We start from the raw sequence: 18,708 nt of genomic DNA, 5'->3' as shown, positions 1-18,708 counted from the left end.
AAACACGGTCAGGCCACCTTCGGGTGGCCTGACCTGTATCTATGCGGCAGTTCATCTGGGGGAACTAGACTGTCTTGGCGCTTTTGCAGCGCGTGAATTTCTCATCAAGCCTAGGAGATCCTTTGCCCGACGCGGACCCGTCACTGAACGAGCAAGAGCTCGAGCAGCAGTACGTGACGATGTTGTACTCCCGTCTCGACGATCTTCGAAAGTATGCCCAAACTCGCTTGAGCACGGTCCTCCTCGAGACCGGCGGAACCCCGCAAGCACGCAGTGAACGCGAATCCTTCAATGCCATGTACACCGAGGATCTCGCCAAGTACGACGCAGCCGAGAACGGAATGTGTTTCGGACGCATCGACTTCGACGACGAGCGACGCTACGTCGGCCGACTCGGAATTCTGGACACCGACAACGACTACGAAACGCTACTGCTCGACTGGCGAGCTCCGATGGCACGCCCGTTCTATCTGGCGACGCCCGCGGCACCTGAGGGCGTGAAACGACGACGCCATATCCGCAGTCGGAGCCGAACAGTCACCGGAATCAACGACGAATACCTGGACCTCGACGCTGCCCGAGCCGCCGGCGTGGTGACCGAAGCCGGCGGCGTCGCCGGTGAGAGCGCACTCCTGGACGCTCTGAACGCAGCGCGTACGGGTCAGATGAACGACATCGTCGAGACCATTCAGAGTGAGCAGGATGCCATCATCCGCTCCGAGCACAAAAGCGTTCTGGTGGTCCAGGGCGGTCCTGGTACCGGCAAAACCGCAGTCGCCCTTCACCGTGCCGCGTTCCTGCTCTACACCTACCGCCAGCAACTGGCCAAGGCCGGTGTTCTCATCATCGGGCCGAACGCGACGTTCCTCGACTACATCAGCCAGGTCCTTCCTTCACTCGGTGAGACCGGAGTTCTGCTCTCGACGATCGGGGACCTGTACCCCGGAGTGCGTGCGACTCGTACGGATTCCCTCGCCGCCGGTGAGATCAAGGGTTCCCTCGCGATCCTCGACGTACTCAAGAACGCCGTCCGGGATCGGCAGGAAGTCCCGTCGAAGCCGATCACCCTTCGATTCGACACGTACGACTTGAAGCTGGATCGCAAGACTGTCACGAAGGCTCGCGGACGTGCTCGGTCGTCGCGTCGCCCACACAACCTGGCGCGCCCGATCTTCGTGGCAGCAGTCATCGAGGCGTTGGCACTGCAGATGGCCGAACTCATCGGCGGCAACCTCGTCGACGGCGGCTCACTCCTCAGTCGCGACGACATCGCCGACATTCGCGACGAGATGCGTGAGGACGCGGACATCATGTCCGCCATCGGAAAGCTGTGGCCTGAATTGTCGCCGCAGCAAATCCTCGCGGAACTGTGGACCTCTCCGGCGAGGTTGGCCAAGGCAGCGCCGCAACTCGACGACGCCCAACGCGACGAGCTTCTGCAGAGCGTCGGACCGGGTTTCAGTGCGGCAGACGCTCCCCTCCTCGATGAACTGGCCGAGATCCTCGGAGTCGACGATGCCGCCGAACGCGAACGCGCACAACGTGAATGGCGCGCGCAGATCGCCGACGCCCAGGGCGCCCTCGACATCCTCACCGGCTCTGCACCACAGGATCTCGAAGACGAGATGGACCCCGAGATCTTGATGGCGTACGACTTGATCGACGCCAGCCAACTCGCCAAGCGCCACGATCAGGGCCAGCGCCAGACCACGGCAGAACGCGCTGCCGGCGACCGAACCTGGACCTACGGTCACGTGATCGTCGACGAAGCCCAAGAGCTCTCCGAAATGGCGTGGCGAATGCTGATGCGGCGCATACCGAATCGCTGGATGACGTTGGTCGGCGATACAGCTCAGACCGGTGATCCCGCGGGAACCTCGTCCTGGCAGAAGATTCTCGAGCCTTACGTCGCCAAGCGCTGGAAGCTCACCGAACTGACCGTCAACTACCGAACTCCCTCGGAGATCATGGATGTCGCGCACCGTGTGCTCGAAGAGATCGACCCGGAGCAATCCGTGCCCCGGTCGGTACGCGACAGCGGATTCGCGCCGTGGGCACTCAAGACCACGGCCGAAGAATTGGAATCGACCGTGCGCCGTTGCATCGAGTCCGAGTCGCATCCCGGTATCACCGCAGTGATCGCCGGTTCCGAGGTCGTTGCCGATCTGGCGGGCATTGCGAGTGAGACCGTAAGTGTCCTGTCGGTCAAGGACGTCAAGGGACTCGAGTTCGACACCGTGTTGATCGTCGAACCTGCCGACATTCTCGACGAGTCACCACGCGGAATGAACGACCTCTACGTCGCGTTGACCCGCGCTACCCAGAGGCTCGGCATCATTCACGTCGAGTCGCTCCCCGCGGTTCTCGACGGCGTCGCGGCAGCAGAGTTGGCCTTCGATTCGTGAGCCTCACGGAGTAGGTTCGTGCGTGACACCACGAATCGTGGTGTCACCCCAATTTGTGTCGACGACTGAAGGAATGACCCCTCGTGCTTGGCCTGCCCGCAAGTTCCGCCGCACCCTTCCGCAAGATCGCTCGCGTGGTGATCGGTGTCGGGATGCTTGCGGCGGTGACAGCCGGTTGTTCAGAGGATGATTCGAGTTCAACGGCTGCTGCAGGCAGCGACGACATCGCTGCCGTTGCTGCCGCACCGACCGAAAAACCGGTAGACGATGCAGAACGGCTGCGGGCGGCGCTTGCATCTACCGGGGTCAAGCCAGCCTTTTCCGACGACATGTTGCAGGCGCTCGGTGACGGTGTCTGCCAGCAGCTCGCGGCCGGCACGGATCGAGCGATGATCATCGCGAATCTGCGGACGGTATCGCTGAACGGCGCGAGCGAACCGATGGTCACCACCGGAAACGACTCGGCCGCATCGACAACGCCCCCCAGCGCCGATCAGCTGGCTGAAGTGTTCGTCGATGCGGCCGAGGCCGACTACTGCCGGTAGGTCAGCGAACGGTGTGCACGATCAGGACATCGGATGTCGCCTTGCGCGCCGCATCGGAAGGCACCGATCCGAGCAGACGCCCGGTCAGTGTGTTCAGTCCGCGATTTCCGACGACCAGCAAGTCGCCCTTGACCTCGTCGAGCAAAGCGAGAAGCGATTCGACGGGAGCGCCGACGATAGCGCGCTCGACAACATCCTTTGCACCCTGGGCATGTGCGCGCTCACGAGCGGTGCGAAGGATCTCGTAGGTCGGAGCGGAACCGGTGACCTGGTAGGCCTCGTTACCCAACGCATCAGCGGCAGCGCTCACGTCCTTGGGATCAGCCGGGTAGTACGCACACGCGATGACGAGCTGAGCGTCCGAGCCACTGGCAATGGCGGCAGCCCTGTCGACTGCCTTCAGTGACGACTCGGAGCCATCGGTTCCTACGACAACGGTCCGGTAGGCACTCATTCATTCCTCCATGGTTACGGGACGGACGGTACGGCCGGCACCGAGCGCAACGCTGTTGCGCCCGCTCGACAACCGCTGCGCTGACATTAGCGGGATTGTGCCGCGGATAGTGTTATTTGCAGTACACGCCACAAGCCCGCAGTGAATGTGATTCTTCGTCACAGACACATTTGTGCGGCGGTGACCACTCAGCGAAGTTTGCCGAAGCGGGGCCCGAACAGCGCCGCCGGAAAAACTTCCTGCTCGACCAGGGCGGTACGCCACGGCGTCGCCAATTCCAGCAACCGCTTGGCACCCTCCTCACCCAGCGCATCCCACGGAGCCGAAGCGAGGTCGTCCGTCAGGTCTTCGACGACGTCACGCAGTTCCTGCCCGTCCTCGGTCAGTGCACCGGACGAACGATCCAGCAGTTCGCGGTCCTTCAAACTCTCGACGGCCTCGTCCCACTGTTCCTGCGACCATCCGCGGCGAGTCTGCGCGAACTTGCGCTGAAACCCGATTCCCGTCGCGGTGTGCGTGATCAACGCGTCCAGGCCGTTCAATCCCGCGGTCTGAAGAGCCGCAATGTGGCCGTCGCCGCGATACTCACGCAGCAGTGTCAGCGCGTGCCAGAAACGCAGGTGCGGTTCGGTCGGCCAGTCGAGCGACGCCCAACCCGCATACAGGGGGCGGCCGTCCACTCCGGGGATGTTCTGAGCCGCGATCGACACGAGTTCGGCGGCCTCGGCCATGTCTGCCGATCCTGTCACGTCCGCACCGAACAGGCGGACGTACGCCGCGTCAATTGCCCGATACCGCGCGGCGACAACCTCTGTGGGCCTTGCCAATTCCCAGGCACGTGGGATGACGCTGGCGATCAGTTCGGGATTGAAGTTGAAGAAGGTGGCCGTGACGACAGTCGCCGGTGGAGCGCCGAGCGGTGCTGATCGCCCTGCGAAGTACACCATTCGGCCGGGCTCCAACCCGACGCCGACAAGCTCCTTCTCCGTCTCCGGGACGAAGTACGCCAACGAGTGGAGAAGTTCGAGAGTCCGCGCGGTCTTGCCTGCAGTCTGTGCATCCATACCTCAAACCGTAGCGGTCGAGAGCACGAACCCACGCGAGGCGACCTACTTGAGACCCGCGGCGTCCATCCCTCGGAGCTCCTTCTTCAAATCCGAGATTTCGTCTCGCAATCGCCCAGCCAACTCGAACTGAAGGTCGCGTGCAGCGTTCATCATCTGATCGGTGAGTTCCTTGACCAGATCTGCCAATTCGGCCCGAGGCATCGATTTGGTGTCGCGCCCCTCGTACACACCGGCACTGACCGCACGACCGGCCTCACCCTGCGCACGCCGACCACGCGTCGCATTGCGGCCCGAACCACCGACGTCCACGGACGCCGCAGTGTCCTCTGCCTCCTCGTACACCTGATCGAGAATGTCCGCGATCTTCTTGCGTAGCGGTTGTGGGTCGACGCCCATCTTCTCGTTGTAGGCGACCTGCTTCTCGCGCCGCCGCTCGGTTTCCTCGATGGCCTGCGCCATGGATGCGGTGATCTTGTCCGCATACATGTGCACTTGACCGGACACATTTCGAGCCGCTCGACCGATCGTCTGAATGAGGCTGGTGGAGCTACGGAGGAAGCCTTCCTTGTCGGCATCGAGGATCGCGACCAGCGACACCTCGGGGAGGTCGAGTCCCTCACGCAGGAGGTTGATGCCGACCAACACGTCGTACTCGCCCAGGCGGAGCTGCCGGAGCAGCTCGACTCGCCGGAGCGTATCGATATCCGAGTGCAGATACCGGACGCGAATTCCGAGTTCGAGAAGGTAGTCGGTCAGGTCTTCCGACATCTTCTTGGTCAACGTCGTGACCAGCACACGCTCGTCACGTTCGGCACGCTCACGGATCTCGTGAACGAGATCGTCGATCTGCCCCTTGGTGGGTTTGACGATGACCTCGGGATCGATCAATCCGGTCGGGCGAATCACCTGCTCGACGAACTCACCGCCGGACTGACCCAACTCGTACTTACCGGGTGTCGCCGACAGGTAGACGGTCTGACCGATCCGCTTACTGAATTCTTCCCAAGTCAGAGGGCGGTTATCGGTTGCCGACGGTAGCCGGAATCCGAATTCGACCAGGTTGCGCTTGCGCGACATATCGCCCTCGTACATGGCGCCGATCTGCGGAACGGTCACGTGTGACTCGTCGATGACCAGCAGGAAATCTTCGGGGAAATAGTCGATCAAAGTTGCGGGGGCAGTTCCGGGGCCACGGCCGTCGATGTGGCGCGAGTAGTTCTCGATGCCGGAGCAGAATCCGACCTGCTTGATCATCTCTAGGTCGTACTGCGTTCGCATGCGCAGACGCTGAGCTTCGAGAAGCTTGCCCTTGCCCTCGAGTTCCGCGAGCCGCTCTTCCAGTTCCGCCTCGATGTCCTTGGCTGCACGCTCCATGCGTTCAGGGCCGGCGACGTAGTGCGTCGCCGGGAAGATGCGAACCGTGTCGACCTGGCGAACGATGTCCCCGGTCAGTGGATGTAGGTAGTACAGCGCCTCGATCTCGTCACCGAAGAATTCGATGCGGACCGCCAGCTCTTCGTAGGAAGGAATGATCTCGACCGTGTCGCCGCGCACGCGGAACGAACCTCGCGTGAACGCCATGTCGTTGCGGTTGTACTGAACGTCGACGAGCAGACGGAGGAACGCGTCGCGCGGTACCTCGACACCGACGTCGAGCTGAATCGAGCGATCGAGATACGACTGCGGTGTACCGAGGCCGTAGATGCACGACACCGAGGCCACCACGACCACATCCCGTCGTGACAGAAGGCTGGACGTTGCCGAGTGGCGAAGCCGCTCGACGTCGTCATTGACCGACGAATCCTTCTCGATGTAAGTGTCCGTCTGGGCGATGTACGCCTCGGGTTGGTAGTAGTCGTAGTACGAGACGAAGTACTCGACCGCGTTGTTGGGAAGCATTTCCCGAAGCTCGTTCGCGAGCTGAGCCGCCAAGGTCTTGTTCGGAGCCATCACCAAAGCCGGGCGCTGCAGCTTTTCGATCAACCACGCTGTTGTCGCGGACTTACCGGTACCGGTCGCACCGAGGAGGACAACGTCCTTCTCTCCCTCATTGATCCGTTTTTCAAGCTCGGCGATAGCTGCCGGCTGATCGCCTGCCGGTTCGTACGGGCTGACGACCTCGAAGCGCGCGTCTGAGCGCTCGATGTCACCAACCGGCCGAAACTCGGAATGCGCGACCACGGGATGTTCGGAAGCAAACGCCATGAAACCAGGGTAGGCGCACCCACCGACACAATGCCTGCTCGTCCGCGTTCAGCCGAAAATGCAGTTCGGCGGTAGGTTCTTCGACCATGAGCGAGGAACGTCCCCACATTCACCGGCCGAAGGTCGAAACCTTCGACATCGCAGCTCGCACCAACGTCGATCCCAAGGGTTTCGTTCGCCCGGTCGAGCACTACCGCGAAGAACCGTGGGGGCTGTACATGGCGCGCCACGCCGACCATCCCCGGTTTCACTACCTGGAGTCCTGGATCATTCCCGAACTCGGAATTCGAGCATCGATTTTCCACTTCACACCAGAGCATGTCCGCGACTGGGATTTCTATGTCGACATCGGCGACTTCATCCGCGGCGAGCACGTCTGGACCTCCGAGGACCACTACCTCGACCTGATCGTGCAGACCGGACACAGCATCGAATTGCTCGACGTCGACGAATTGCTCGAGGCGAACACCGCCGGGATTCTCGACCCGAAGACGTCAGAGCGCGCGATGCTGAACGCGGCCCGCGCTATCGACGGCATCGCCGCCCACGGTCACGATCTCGACGCCTGGCTCACCTCGGTGGGCATGCCGGTCACGTGGCGCTGAGCAGTTAGAGGGACCAGCCTGATTTCTCGGCCCACTCCCACGCCCGGTGGAAAGCGGCGTCGAACCACGGCGTCTTGACGCCCAGGTAGGCGTCGATCGCAGCGGCGTAGTCGTCGATGCCTGCGGCACTCTCGGCTGCCTTGACCTTGAGTTCGGCATACTCGGCACGCGCCGACGCATCGGCGCGAAGCCAGTCGCGGAAGAGGATCGCGAACTGCTGACCGGGCCAACCGTCCACCCGAATGTGAATATTCGCGCGGCGCCCTGGATCGGCACTGCCGTGAATCCGCTTTGCCCACACCGCCGGATCGGTTTCACCACCGAGGTACGACGGTTTCGGGTCGTCGGCGGCGATGTGCTCGATCCGGGGGAACCCGGCAGCGGCCAGATCTTCCGCGAGGTCGTCGGCAACGCCGAGGTGCTCGACAGTGATCTGAATGTCGATCACGTCCTTGGCATCGAGACCAGGCACCGCGGTCGATCCGATGTGATCGATACGGCGCGCGCGGTCGCCGGACGCCAGCGACAACCGGCCGATGATCCGTTCGGCCTGTGCCGGCCACGACGGGTCAGCTGGAGCCAGCTCCGGCAGTGCACGTACTACCGTGCGCTCGCGGAGGTTCTTCTCGAAAGGTACAAGTCGATTCGCCCACAGGTCGCGGACCACGTCGTCGAGTGAACCCGGCTCTCCGCTGTTGTCGAGCCACACGTCGGCAACCGCACGACGCTGATCGTCATGTGCCTGCGCTGCGATGCGCGCACGAGCGTCGGATTCCGGCATGCCGCGTGAGCCCACCAAGCGTCGAACTCGTTCCTCCTCGTCGACGTAGACGATGACGACCAGGTTGAACGCCGGCGCCATCGAACCCTCGACCAACAGCGGAATGTCTTGAACGAGCACTGCATCCGACGGTGCAGACGAGATCTGCTCCATCGTCCGCGCACCGATAAGTGGGTGAAGGATGCCATTGAGAGTTCCGCGTGACGTGTCGTCGGCAAACGCCAACGAGGCCAGCGCGGGGCGGTTGAGGCTGCCGTCCTCCGACAGAATCCCGTCGCCGAATGCATCGACCAGAGCGGCAAGGCCAGGAGTACCGGGCTCGACCACTTCTCGGGCGATCAGGTCGGCATCGACGATGACGGCTCCCAGTTCGCTGAGGATTTTCGACACTGTCGACTTACCGGCTCCGATGCCTCCAGTGAGGCCTACTCTCAACACACTCGACAGTCTCTCATCTCCGCGCCCGAGAGATTGAGACACGCCTACCGATCGAACACGCCGAGGCGTTCGAGGCTCAAATACCACAATTTCGGTGACCGTGCGGTTATGTTCTAGCGAACGCACCTGTACCTGCACCTTCTCGAGAAAGTGGACGCCATGCGAGCAGATCGCGACCATCACGGTCAGCACCGCCTCGGAATGCCGAACGGCGTGCACTGCATAGAGTTTCCCGAAGTTGCTTTTGCCCTGGCAGAGCACCGTCGTACGTGGTTCACGATGCTCGTGAGCCAAGGCCGACACAGCTTCGCATCGATGCGTAAGCGCACAGCCGAAGCGACCGCCACCTACTGGGTGCCTGCTCCCGCAAACTGAGTTTTTTCACGAAGTACAAAATGACCGGCAACCCTACGGTGCCGGTCATTTCTGTGTTCACTCACTGAGTTCTTCGCGCGCCAGTGGTACCTGACCGAGAAAAGAACCCCGCCGCTGCAAGTGCAGGGGCGGGGTTCTTCAAAGATCTCGCTTGATCAGATCAAGCGGTAATCCTTATGCGTTGCCCGACAGCTTCTCGCGAAGTGCGGCGAGCTGCGCATCGCTGGCAAGCGATCCACCAGCGGACTCTGCCGGAGCGGAGCCGGCAGCAGCCGGAGCCTCAGCATCGTCTGCAGCAGCCGTCTCCGAGGAGTAGCCGGCAGCAGCGGTGGCAGCCTCAGCGGCCTCGTCTGCAGCGGTCTTCTCCATCTGAGTGGTGTGCATCTTGTGACGACGCTCAGCCTCGGCGTAGCGGTTCTCCCACTCTTCGCGCTGCTTGTCGAAGCCCTCGAGCCATTCGTTGGTCTCGGGATCGAAGCCCTCGGGGAAGATGTAGTTGCCCTGCTCGTCGTACGAGTCGGCCATGCCGTACTTGGACGGATCGAACTCGGCGTTGTAATCCTCGTTGGCCTGCTTCAGCGACAGCGAGATACGACGACGCTCGAGGTCGATGTCGATGACCTTGACGAGTGCATCGTCGCCGACGCCGACAACCTGGTCCGGAACCTCGACGTGGCGCTCAGCGAGCTCCGAGATGTGAACGAGGCCTTCGATTCCCTCTTCGACGCGCACGAATGCACCGAACGGAACCAGCTTCGTGACCTTGCCGGGCACGATCTGGCCGATGGCGTGCGTGCGGGCGAACTGACGCCACGGATCTTCCTGCGTTGCCTTGAGCGACAGGGAGACGCGCTCGCGGTCCAGGTCGACGTCGAGAACCTCGACGGTGACCTCGGTGCCGACCTCGACAACCTCGGACGGGTGATCGATGTGCTTCCAAGACAGCTCGGAAACGTGAACCAGACCGTCTACGCCGCCCAGGTCCACGAATGCACCGAAGTTGACGATGGAGGACACGACGCCCTTGCGGACCTGGCCCTTCTGGAGCTGGTGCAGGAATTCGCTGCGAACCTCGGACTGAGTCTGCTCGAGCCATGCGCGGCGCGACAGGACCACGTTGTTGCGGTTCTTGTCGAGCTCGATGATCTTGGCCTCGATCTCCTTGCCGACGTACGGCTGGAGGTCGCGGACGCGACGCATTTCGACGAGCGAAGCGGGGAGGAAGCCACGAAGACCGATGTCAAGGATGAGGCCGCCCTTGACGACCTCGATGACGGTGCCCTTGACGGCCTCGTCCTTCTCCTTGAGCTCCTCGATGGTGCCCCAGGCACGCTCGTACTGAGCGCGCTTCTTCGACAGGATCAGTCGACCTTCTTTGTCCTCCTTGGTGAGGACGAGAGCCTCGACCGCATCTCCCACGGAGACGACCTCGTTGGGGTCGACGTCGTGCTTGATGGAGAGCTCACGAGAAGGGATGACACCTTCGGTCTTGTAACCGATGTCGAGCAGAACCTCGTCGCGGTCGACCTTGACGATGGTTCCTTCGACGATGTCACCATCGTTGAAGTACTTGATCGTGGCATCGATGGCGGCGAGGAAGTCCTCGGCGGAGCCAATGTCGTTAATGGCAACCTGCGGCGAGGTGACGGTTGTGGAGGGCATATGTTGAATTGCTCCGGACGAGTTGTGGTCGGTTGATGGATTTTGTCGGACGAGATGCGCAACTGTGGCGTACAAATGTTGGAAGTACTTTTGTGAAGTACTAGATCGAAGTACCCAGCTGCATCAATAACGAACAACCGAATACCGGATCACATCCCACACCACGGAAGCGCACCGCGAGCTCCCTCGGTCCAACTGATTCCGAGACCTTGGTAAAGATCCCGTATAGACAATCGGTCGGATGACAGACACTCGCGTGAGTAAGACTACGCGTCGGCTATCTTGCCGGGCAAACCCGGGTACCCTGCGCCCGCATCGCCCGTTCTACTGTGTTGTTCATGTCTGACGAGCGCCATGCCGCCGCCAATTCCATTCTCGGCACCAGCGGTGTCGGCCGGGTCCGTGTCGATTCCAGTGCCAGCGACCGTGCCAGCCGTGCGTGGTGGGACGCCGACGCCGACGATTACCACCGAACCCACGGCGAGTTTCTGGGCGTGAACAGCGCGGAAGGTGAATTCGTCTGGTGCCCCGAAGGGCTGCACGAGGGCGATCACCACTTACTCGGCGACATAGTCGACAAAGACATATTGGAAGTGGGTTGCGGCTCGGCGCCGTGTGCCCGATGGCTCGCCGGACACGGTGCTCGGGCCGTCGGTCTCGACATCTCGATGGGGATGCTCGCCCGCGGGCAGGACGCGATGAATGCCGGCGGACCGGCAGTCCCGTTGATTCAGGCAAGTGCGGAACTCCTGCCATTTGCCGACGAGAGTTTCGACATCGTCTGTTCTGCGTTCGGCGCCGTCCCGTTCGTTGCCGATTCGCAGCGAGTGATGAACGAAGTCGCCCGGGTTCTGCGTCCCGGCGGATCGTGGGTCTTTGCCGTCAACCATCCGATCCGATGGATCTTCCCCGACGATCCCGGGCCGAAGGGCTTGACCGCGACCCTCCCCTACTTCGACCGCACCCCGTATGTCGAGGTCGATGACAACGGAGTCCCCACCTACGTCGAGCATCACCGCACCATCGGCGACCGGGTTCGTGAGATCGTCGCGGCCGGACTTCAGGTGCGCGACATCATCGAGCCCGAATGGCCGGAGTGGTTGGACCGCGAATGGGGACAGTGGAGTCCCCTGCGCGGCCAACTCTTTCCGGGCACTGCAATTTTCAGCGCCGTCAAACCCTGACGGCTACAGCAGCTTCGACAGGAACGCCTTGGTCCGATCGTGCTGCGGATTGGCCAGGAGTTCCCGGGGCTCGCCTGCCTCGACCACAACTCCCCCGTCCATGAACACCAACTGATCTGCGACCTCGCGGGCGAAACCCATCTCGTGGGTGACGACCACCATCGTCATGCCTTCTTTGGCCAATTGCTTCATCACAGTGAGAACTTCACCGACGAGTTCGGGGTCGAGCGCGGACGTCGGCTCGTCGAACAGCATGAGCTTCGGGTCCATCGCGAGAGCGCGGGCGATGGCAACTCTTTGCTGCTGACCACCCGACAACTGGGCCGGGTAGGCGTTGGCTTTGGCGCTCAACCCGACCTGATCGAGGAGGTCCTTCGCTCGTTCGACAGCCTTCTTCTTACTGACGCGCTTCACCTGCGTCGGCGCTTCGATGATGTTCTCGAGAGCGGTGCGGTGCGGGAACAGGTTGAAGTGCTGAAACACCATCCCGATGTCGCGGCGTTGTTTGGCCGCTGCTCGCGGGTGGAGTTCGTACAGTTTGCCGTTCTTCTCCGAGTAACCCACCAGGTCGCCGTCGACGTACAGTCGGCCGGCGTTGACCTGCTCGAGGTGATTGATGCAGCGCAAGAACGTCGACTTGCCCGACCCGGACGGACCGACCAGGCAGAGGACCTGGCCAGGGTCGATTTCGAGCGAAATCCCTTTCAGAACCTCCAGTGCGCCGAAGTTCTTACAAACTCGGTCTGCTTTCACCATGGGTGTCATTTGCGTTCTCCTCCGGGGGTATCCGGAAGCGTTTCCACTACCGTAGCTTTTCCTTGCGCGTCGGCCAGTGCCTGAAGCTGGCGTGTGGTCAGTGCTCGGGTTGCGCCCTTCGAATAGTGACGCTCGACGTAGTACTGCCCGATCATGAGCAGACTCGTGATCGCGAGGTACCACGTTGCCGCCACCATCAACAGGGGAATCGGCTCGAAGTTGGCGCCCGAGATATCGCGCGCTCGACCGTACAACTCGAAGCTGTAAGGGACCGCCGTCACGAGCGAGGTGGTCTTGAGCATGCTGATGACTTCGTTACCGGTCGGCGGAATGATGACGCGCATCGCCTGCGGTAGTACGGTTCGGCGCATCGTCTGACTCCACGTCATACCCAATGCAACAGATGCTTCGGTCTGGCCCTCGTTGACCGAACTCACGCCGGCACGGACGATCTCGGCCATGTATGCAGCCTCGTTCAGTGCCAAACCGATCACCGCAAACAGAAACGCTGCCTGCAAGTCCTGGAGATTGATGTGCGCAAACTGATGTACGAAGGGAATACCGAGATCGATGCTCTTGTAGATCGACGGGAACAGGCCCCAGAAGACCAACTGCACGTAGACAGGGGTTCCTCGAAAGATCCACAGATAGCCCCAGGCCGCGGCGCGAAGCACCGGGTTGGGAGAAAGTCGCATGACTGCCAAAATCACACCGAGGACGATCGCGATCACCATTGCCAGCACCGTCAGCTGGATCGTTGTCCACGCACCAGCGGAGATCCGTTTGTCGAACAGATACTGACCGTAAGTCCCCCATGCAAAGGCTTCGTTGGTCGCCGCGCCGTAAACGAACAGTCCGAAGAGGACCACGACGACGACCGCGGCAATCCAACGACCAGGTCTGCGTAGTGGAATCGCCTTGATCGGCACCGGATCGCCGGTCTCAGTTGTTGTCATGTTCATCAGCTTTCCGCGCCGTTGATCTTGGATACTTCGATGACGCCGGCCTCGACACTCCAGGTCTGCGCGATCTGTTGATAGACGCCGTTGTCGATCAGGTACTGCATTGCCTGCTGCAGAGCGGGCCCAAGGGCGGAACCCTTCACGATCGGCCAGCCGTACGGCGCCGAATCAAACGGTTCTCCCGCAGCTTCCATCCGGCCCTTGCTCCGTTTGATCGCATAGCCGGTCACTGGCGAATCAGCGGACAGCGCGTCGACTCGACCGAGGATGAGCGCGTTGGCCGCGTCGTCCTGGCTGTCGTACTTGATCTTGTCGATCGGGGGCTTGCCCTCGGCCACGCATGCCTCGCTCTTGGCAGGCACCTCGTCGATGTCCTCGGTGGTCGTGGTCTGCACCGCCACCCGAAGCCCGCATGCGTTGTTCGGATCGACTGGCTTGTCCGGCCGTTGCGCCCACTGGATACCTGCGCTGTAGTACGTGACGAAGTCGACCGTCTTCTCGCGTTCCTTGGAGTCGGTGAACGAAGACATGCCGAGGTCGTAGCTTCCCGACTGGATAGCGGGGATGATCTTGTCGAAGTCGGCTTGGTTGAAGACAGCTTCGACACCGAGAACGGCGGCAACGGCATTCATCAGGTCGACGTCGAAACCGACGATGTTGCCGTCCGCGTCCTTGAATTCGTTTGGCGCGTACGGAATGTTGACGCCGACCTGCAGCTTGCCCGAATCCGTGACCTTGGACGGCAGAAGAGCGGCGATCTCGGGCACCTTCTGGACATCAAGTGGCGGCCCTTCCGGAACGAGACCCTCGTTGTTGGTGACACATCCGCCGCACAGTGCGACGATCAAGCCCACCAACAGGACTCGCACCACGTTGGTGCGGATACGCCCGCCACTGCTCGAGCCATAACCCACGCCACGTGGCCTTGGTGCCCGTGCGTTTTCATCGACCACGACTCTGCTCTCCACTCGTCGATCGCCGCACTTGCAACGTCCATCCGAAATTCAGTCGAACGGTAGGTTACGGCAGGAGTTCCACCGTCGCCGACTTCGCAAGATTCCGGCCTGTCGTACAAGAATCAGCGACGCAGAGTGTGTGCGTACACGACTTCGGAAAATTCGCTGGTCGATGCCAAACCGCCGAGGTCGGCGGTCGCGATACCCGACGCGATGGTCGTACGAACCGCGTCTGAAATGCGGCGTGCCGCCGCAGACAACAAGCGATCTCCGCGCGCATCACCGAGCCAGTCGAGCATCATCGCACTCGAGAGGAACAGTGCCGTCGGGTTCGCCCGGTTCTTACCGGCAATGTCGGGTGCTGCTCCGTGCGCAGCCTGAGCCATGACCTGCGTCTCGGAAGCGTTGATCGACGGCGCGGTTCCGAGTGAACCGGACAGCTCGCCCGCCAGATCCGACAAAATGTCGCCGAACATGTTTTCGGTCACCACGACGTCGAAGTCTCCGCCGCGTCGAACGAGGTGCGCCGCCATCGCGTCGACGTGCTCGTCGTCGACGACTACGTGGGGGTACTCCGCGGCGACGGTTCGGCAGGCGTCGCGGAAGAGGCCGGTGGTCAGTGTCAGGACGTTGGCCTTGTGGACGATCGTGACGTGATTGCGCCGACGCGACGCCAACGCGAAGGCAGTGCGTGCGATCCGTTCGCATGCAGCGCGGGTGAACACACCGACGGCCAGGGCGATGTCTGGCGTCGGCATGAATTCGCCGCTGCCGACTGCCATGTTCCGATCCGCGTACAACCCCTCGGTGTTCTCGCGGACGATCACCAGATCCATGTCGGGGACCATCGCCTTGACGCCGGGGAACGCTGCTGCCGGTCGGATGTTCGCGAACAACTCGAACTTTTTCCGGATGACGCCGCCGGGGGTGAGTTGTCCGCGAAACCTCTCGGGATACGACGCGCTGTCATGGGGTCCGAGGATCCAGCCTTGCAGCTGCCCCAACCCATCGATGGTTTCGTCGGGAATTGGCGTGCCGTGAGTGTCGATGGCCGTACTCCCGAGCGGAAGCTCGACCCACTCGACGGGCGGAGCGTGAACCGATGACAGCGCCGCATCCACGATCTGCCGTGTCGCCGGGACGATTTCGTGGCCGATTCCGTCGCCGTGCATGAGTCCCAGCCGCATGGCCGGAGTACCGATTGCGCTCGCACCTGTCATCAGGCAATCATTGCTCACCATGGTCCAGTCGGTGGAATTGCTCCTCGATCCGGTGAGTGAGTCGGCAGTGCGAGCACAATGGCAGCTACTCGCCGACGCCGGATTACCGAGTCAGGCCTCTCATCACAGCCCGTCCAACCGTCCGCACATCACGCTGTTCGTCGCCCGTGAGATCCCCGCGGAGATCGACGAACTGTTGGTGCGGCGCTTCTCGGCCCCGGACTTCGAGGTCCGGCTGGGTGGCTACGTCGTGTTCGGCGGCAAGCAGATGGTCTTGGCGCGCTCGGTTGTTCCTTCGCGTGCACTCCTTCACCTGCACCGAGAAATAGGCGAGTCAACGGTTGGCTCGACGGCACTTCCCGCCCACGTCGAGCCCGGCGCGTGGACGCCTCACGTGACGCTCGCCCGACGCGTCGAACCTGCACGTCTGGGTGAAGCCATCGCCCTGCTCGGCACCGACGTGATTCACGGGCGCAGCGGCGGGATCAGGCGCTGGGACGGCGAACAGAAGACGGAATGGTTACTGACACCGCCGGTGTGACAGAGCGGGTTGCACGTCGGGTCACCAAGATTCCCGCGATCACCGCCAGCGCACCAACCGGCTGATTCCAGCCAACGCTTTCGTCCAAGACTATTGCGCCGAGAGCGACGCCCACCACTGGACTGAGATAAGTGACGGTGGACGCCGCAGTCGGCCCCCACCCCTGAACGACATTGGTGTTCCAGATGAATGCGAGCCCGGTCCCCAGTGCGCCCAGAGCGATCATCGACAGGACAACTGCCGGCGTGAGGTGCATCGGCGTGTTTGCGACGACCGGAGAGGCCAGAACCATCACGAAAGCACCGATACTGATCTGCACAAGCGCGACCGTACGAGTGTCGACGCCGAGAGGAAGCACGAAACGCCTGAGGTAGACAAACGAAATCCCGTACGACGCAGTCGCTCCCAGGCAAGCGACCTGAGCACTCACACTTCCGCCAACGCCGAGATTCCACGGCGCCAACACGATCAGCACCCCACCGAATCCGAGAAGCAACCCCAGCGACTTGTATCGCGTCAGCGTCTCCCCCGGCAGAAAGGCAAGGGAGACAGCCATAGTCATCAGTGGCGTGGTGGCGTTGTAGATGCTCGCGAGTCCCGAGGACATGTTTTGCTCCGCCCAACTGAACAGCACCCACGGAACGATGCATTGCGTCGCTGCGAGAAAAGCCAGGTGCTTCCAGACACGAAATTCCCTCGGTAGGCCGATCCGGTTGACCGCTGACACGAGAACCAGCGCGAGCGCACCGAAGACCAAGCGCCACAGAACTACCTGCGTGAAGGACAGACCTTCGAGCCCGATCTTCATGAAGAGGAAACTGGCTCCCCACACCACCGCAGCTGCGGTGTATTGAAAGGCCAGACTTGCCCTCAAAGGGTGAAGTCTCCGTGCGGACTGACGTCGTGACGAGTGTCGGGCGTTCGGCCGGCAAGAGCTAGTACGTTCAGGACCAGTAGGACCAAGAGGCTGACGACGATGATTGCCATGTGTCCAGCCTGACGGAATGTCCCACGTGGCAGTAGTGGCAGAAAAGCCAGACTTGGACGATTTTCTGCCACTTTCCCGTTTTTCTGTCACACTCGAAAGATGCTCGCGAAAGTGGTGGTCCCACTGATGCCGATGACCGAGGCGTTCGAACTCGGCGTGGCATGTGAAGTCTTCGGCTTCGACCGATCCGACGACGGCCTCCCCACGTACGACTTCTCGCTGATCGCCGCAGTTCCGGGCCCGATCCGAACGCGGTTCGGTTACAACATCGATGTTCCGTACAACCTCGATTCTCTCGACGACGCCGACCTCATCGTCGTTTCCGCCGGCGGAACCTACGACGCCGGCGACGCGTACATGTGCTCACCGAGTCCCGACTCGAGTGTCGATCCCCTGCTGGTGAAACTCAACGAGGCCGTAGCCCGGGGCGCCAAGGTGGCGAGCCTGTGCACCGGAGCGTTTGTCCTCGGCGCGGCTGGACTACTGGACGGAAGGCGATGCACGACGCATTGGCGGCACGCAGAGAGGCTTGCCCAGACGTATCCGGAAGCCAAGGTCGATCCGGACGTGTTGTACGTGGACGAAGATCCGGTGTTCACCAGCGCAGGCACCGCGGCAGGAATCGATCTGTGCCTGCACATCGTGCGAAAGGAACAGGGTTCTCGTGTCGCCAACGGCATCGCGAGAAGGATGGTGGTGCCACCCCACCGTGACGGTGGGCAGGCCCAGTACGTCGCCACTCCCCTCACCTCGACGCCGAGTGCAACCCTTGCCCCACTCCTCGACTGGATGACGGAGAATCTCGCCCTCGACCTCACTGTCGGAATGGTCGCGGCCCGAGCGAACATGTCCGCTCGCACATTTGCCCGCCGTTTCCAAGCGGAAACGGGAACAACTCCCGCCCGCTGGCTCAGCGATCAGCGAGTACTGGCCGCCCAGCAACTCCTGGAGAATTCGGACCTCTCCGTCGATGTCATCGCGGAACGCGTCGGTTTCGGCGGCGGCGCCGTGCTTCGCCAGCACTTCATCCGGCTTCGCTGCACCACGCCCCAGGCCTACCGCCGGACGTTTCGGGCGACCGAGAACGCAAGCTGAAATCGGCTCAGGGAAGAATCAGCGGTTCCGGGGCGTTGCACACACCAACAGCCCGCACAATGGAAAGGACCCCTGTGGCCACCCAGACACTCACCCAGCAGAACTTCGACGAAACGATCAACGGCAGCGACGTCGTCCTCGTGGACTTCTGGGCCTCCTGGTGCGGCCCGTGCCGCCAGTTCGCACCGACGTTCGAAGCGTCTTCGGAGAAGCACGCCGACGTCGTTCACGCCAAGGTCGACACCGAGGCCGAGCAGGGAATCGCAGCGGCCGCGAACATCCGCTCCATCCCCACGATCATGGCCTTCCGCGAAGGCGTACTCGTGTTCAACCAGGCCGGCGCTCTTCCCGCCGCTCAGCTCGAAGAGCTCGTCACTCAGGTCAAGGCACTCGACATGGACGAGGTCCGCAAGCAGATCGCAGAGCAAACCGCTTCAGCTGAATAGCGAAAGCGAGCGCGCTCCGAATC

The 18,708-nt window shown here is 62.0% G+C and carries 18 protein-coding genes; 8 read left to right on the top strand and 10 right to left on the bottom strand.

Translation table 11 applies throughout. The features are described from left to right. The first annotated feature begins 122 nt into the window (after nucleotides 1-122). Nucleotides 123-2,405 carry a HelD family protein gene (locus AC3WQS_RS18980; RefSeq protein ID WP_308370703.1) on the top strand — a complete coding sequence of 761 codons (2,283 nt, stop codon included), beginning with the start codon at nucleotides 123-125 and terminating at the stop codon, nucleotides 2,403-2,405. Nucleotides 2,406-2,488: 83 nt separating this feature from the next. Continuing rightward, a complete protein-coding gene (locus tag AC3WQS_RS18975; RefSeq protein ID WP_019748626.1) occupies nucleotides 2,489-2,950 on the top strand; it encodes a DUF732 domain-containing protein in 462 nt (153 codons plus the stop codon). Nucleotide 2,951: 1 nt separating this feature from the next. Here the strand turns inward: AC3WQS_RS18975 and AC3WQS_RS18970 are convergent, their stop codons facing one another. The 3 genes from AC3WQS_RS18970 to uvrB form a co-directional block, all read right to left on the bottom strand. Continuing rightward, the gene (locus AC3WQS_RS18970; RefSeq protein ID WP_019748627.1) at nucleotides 2,952-3,404 is read right to left on the bottom strand and encodes a universal stress protein; all 453 of its coding nucleotides are present in this window, start codon (nucleotides 3,402-3,404) and stop codon (nucleotides 2,952-2,954) included. Between the two features lie 188 nt (nucleotides 3,405-3,592). Continuing rightward, nucleotides 3,593-4,468 (bottom strand): SCO6745 family protein, encoded by an 876-nt coding sequence (locus AC3WQS_RS18965; protein WP_492713309.1) that lies wholly within the window; start codon nucleotides 4,466-4,468, stop codon nucleotides 3,593-3,595. A 45-nt stretch (nucleotides 4,469-4,513) separates the two neighbouring features. Beyond that, nucleotides 4,514-6,676, bottom strand: coding sequence for an excinuclease ABC subunit UvrB (uvrB, locus tag AC3WQS_RS18960; protein WP_019748629.1), 2,163 nt, complete (start codon nucleotides 6,674-6,676; stop codon nucleotides 4,514-4,516). 86 nt (nucleotides 6,677-6,762) lie between these two features. Between uvrB and AC3WQS_RS18955 the strand changes: the two genes are divergently transcribed. Next, nucleotides 6,763-7,281 carry a ribonuclease FAU-1 family protein gene (locus AC3WQS_RS18955; protein ID WP_069147187.1) on the top strand — a complete coding sequence of 173 codons (519 nt, stop codon included), beginning with the start codon at nucleotides 6,763-6,765 and terminating at the stop codon, nucleotides 7,279-7,281. Between the two features lie 4 nt (nucleotides 7,282-7,285). On the opposite strand, the gene coaE is transcribed toward AC3WQS_RS18955, so the two are convergent. Continuing rightward, nucleotides 7,286-8,500 (bottom strand): dephospho-CoA kinase, encoded by a 1,215-nt coding sequence (coaE, locus tag AC3WQS_RS18950; RefSeq protein ID WP_113684195.1) that lies wholly within the window; start codon nucleotides 8,498-8,500, stop codon nucleotides 7,286-7,288. Nucleotides 8,501-8,659: 159 nt separating this feature from the next. Between coaE and AC3WQS_RS18945 the strand changes: the two genes are divergently transcribed. Next, nucleotides 8,660-8,875 carry a hypothetical protein gene (locus AC3WQS_RS18945; protein ID WP_003944056.1) on the top strand — a complete coding sequence of 72 codons (216 nt, stop codon included), beginning with the start codon at nucleotides 8,660-8,662 and terminating at the stop codon, nucleotides 8,873-8,875. 174 nt (nucleotides 8,876-9,049) lie between these two features. Here AC3WQS_RS18945 and rpsA read toward each other — a convergent pair whose 3' ends face one another. Further along, the gene (gene rpsA / locus AC3WQS_RS18940; RefSeq protein ID WP_019748632.1) at nucleotides 9,050-10,537 is read right to left on the bottom strand and encodes a 30S ribosomal protein S1; all 1,488 of its coding nucleotides are present in this window, start codon (nucleotides 10,535-10,537) and stop codon (nucleotides 9,050-9,052) included. Between the two features lie 338 nt (nucleotides 10,538-10,875). Here rpsA and AC3WQS_RS18935 point away from each other — a divergent pair, with 338 nt between their 5' ends. Further along, nucleotides 10,876-11,721, top strand: coding sequence for a class I SAM-dependent methyltransferase (locus AC3WQS_RS18935; RefSeq protein ID WP_007728737.1), 846 nt, complete (start codon nucleotides 10,876-10,878; stop codon nucleotides 11,719-11,721). A gap of 3 nt (nucleotides 11,722-11,724) precedes the next feature. Here the strand turns inward: AC3WQS_RS18935 and AC3WQS_RS18930 are convergent, their stop codons facing one another. From AC3WQS_RS18930 to AC3WQS_RS18915, 4 genes are all read right to left on the bottom strand, one after another. Beyond that, nucleotides 11,725-12,486: an amino acid ABC transporter ATP-binding protein gene (locus AC3WQS_RS18930; protein ID WP_019748634.1), complete on the bottom strand. Its 762-nt coding sequence runs from the start codon at nucleotides 12,484-12,486 to the stop codon at nucleotides 11,725-11,727. After that, nucleotides 12,483-13,439: an amino acid ABC transporter permease gene (locus AC3WQS_RS18925; protein WP_019748635.1), complete on the bottom strand. Its 957-nt coding sequence runs from the start codon at nucleotides 13,437-13,439 to the stop codon at nucleotides 12,483-12,485. The genes AC3WQS_RS18930 and AC3WQS_RS18925 overlap by 4 nt, the downstream gene beginning before the upstream one ends. Then, nucleotides 13,439-14,311 carry an ABC transporter substrate-binding protein gene (locus tag AC3WQS_RS18920; RefSeq protein ID WP_024487476.1) on the bottom strand — a complete coding sequence of 291 codons (873 nt, stop codon included), beginning with the start codon at nucleotides 14,309-14,311 and terminating at the stop codon, nucleotides 13,439-13,441. The genes AC3WQS_RS18925 and AC3WQS_RS18920 overlap by 1 nt, the downstream gene beginning before the upstream one ends. Nucleotides 14,312-14,517: 206 nt before the next feature. After that, nucleotides 14,518-15,615 (bottom strand): isocitrate/isopropylmalate dehydrogenase family protein, encoded by a 1,098-nt coding sequence (locus AC3WQS_RS18915; protein WP_060939360.1) that lies wholly within the window; start codon nucleotides 15,613-15,615, stop codon nucleotides 14,518-14,520. On the opposite strand from AC3WQS_RS18915, the gene AC3WQS_RS18910 reads away from it, so the two are divergent. After that, nucleotides 15,581-16,156, top strand: a complete 576-nt coding sequence (locus tag AC3WQS_RS18910) for a 2'-5' RNA ligase family protein (protein WP_483634627.1) — start codon at nucleotides 15,581-15,583, stop codon at nucleotides 16,154-16,156. The genes AC3WQS_RS18915 and AC3WQS_RS18910 overlap by 35 nt on opposite strands. On the opposite strand, the gene AC3WQS_RS18905 is transcribed toward AC3WQS_RS18910, so the two are convergent. Then, complete coding sequence (locus AC3WQS_RS18905; RefSeq protein ID WP_492713310.1) at nucleotides 16,101-17,030, bottom strand: DMT family transporter; 930 nt, start codon at nucleotides 17,028-17,030, stop codon at nucleotides 16,101-16,103. The two genes, AC3WQS_RS18910 and AC3WQS_RS18905, sit on opposite strands and share 56 nt — an antisense overlap. 213 nt (nucleotides 17,031-17,243) lie before the next feature. Between AC3WQS_RS18905 and AC3WQS_RS18900 the strand changes: the two genes are divergently transcribed. Next, on the top strand, nucleotides 17,244-18,239 hold the full coding sequence (locus AC3WQS_RS18900) for a helix-turn-helix domain-containing protein (protein ID WP_020969741.1): 996 nt from the start codon (nucleotides 17,244-17,246) through the stop codon (nucleotides 18,237-18,239). 74 nt (nucleotides 18,240-18,313) lie between these two features. Next, a complete protein-coding gene (gene trxA / locus AC3WQS_RS18895; RefSeq protein WP_003944106.1) occupies nucleotides 18,314-18,685 on the top strand; it encodes a thioredoxin in 372 nt (123 codons plus the stop codon). Nucleotides 18,686-18,708 lie beyond the last annotated feature (23 nt).

The organism is Rhodococcus sp. FW305-130, assembly GCF_058788335.1.
This window is presented reverse-complemented; position numbering and strand designations above follow the sequence as displayed.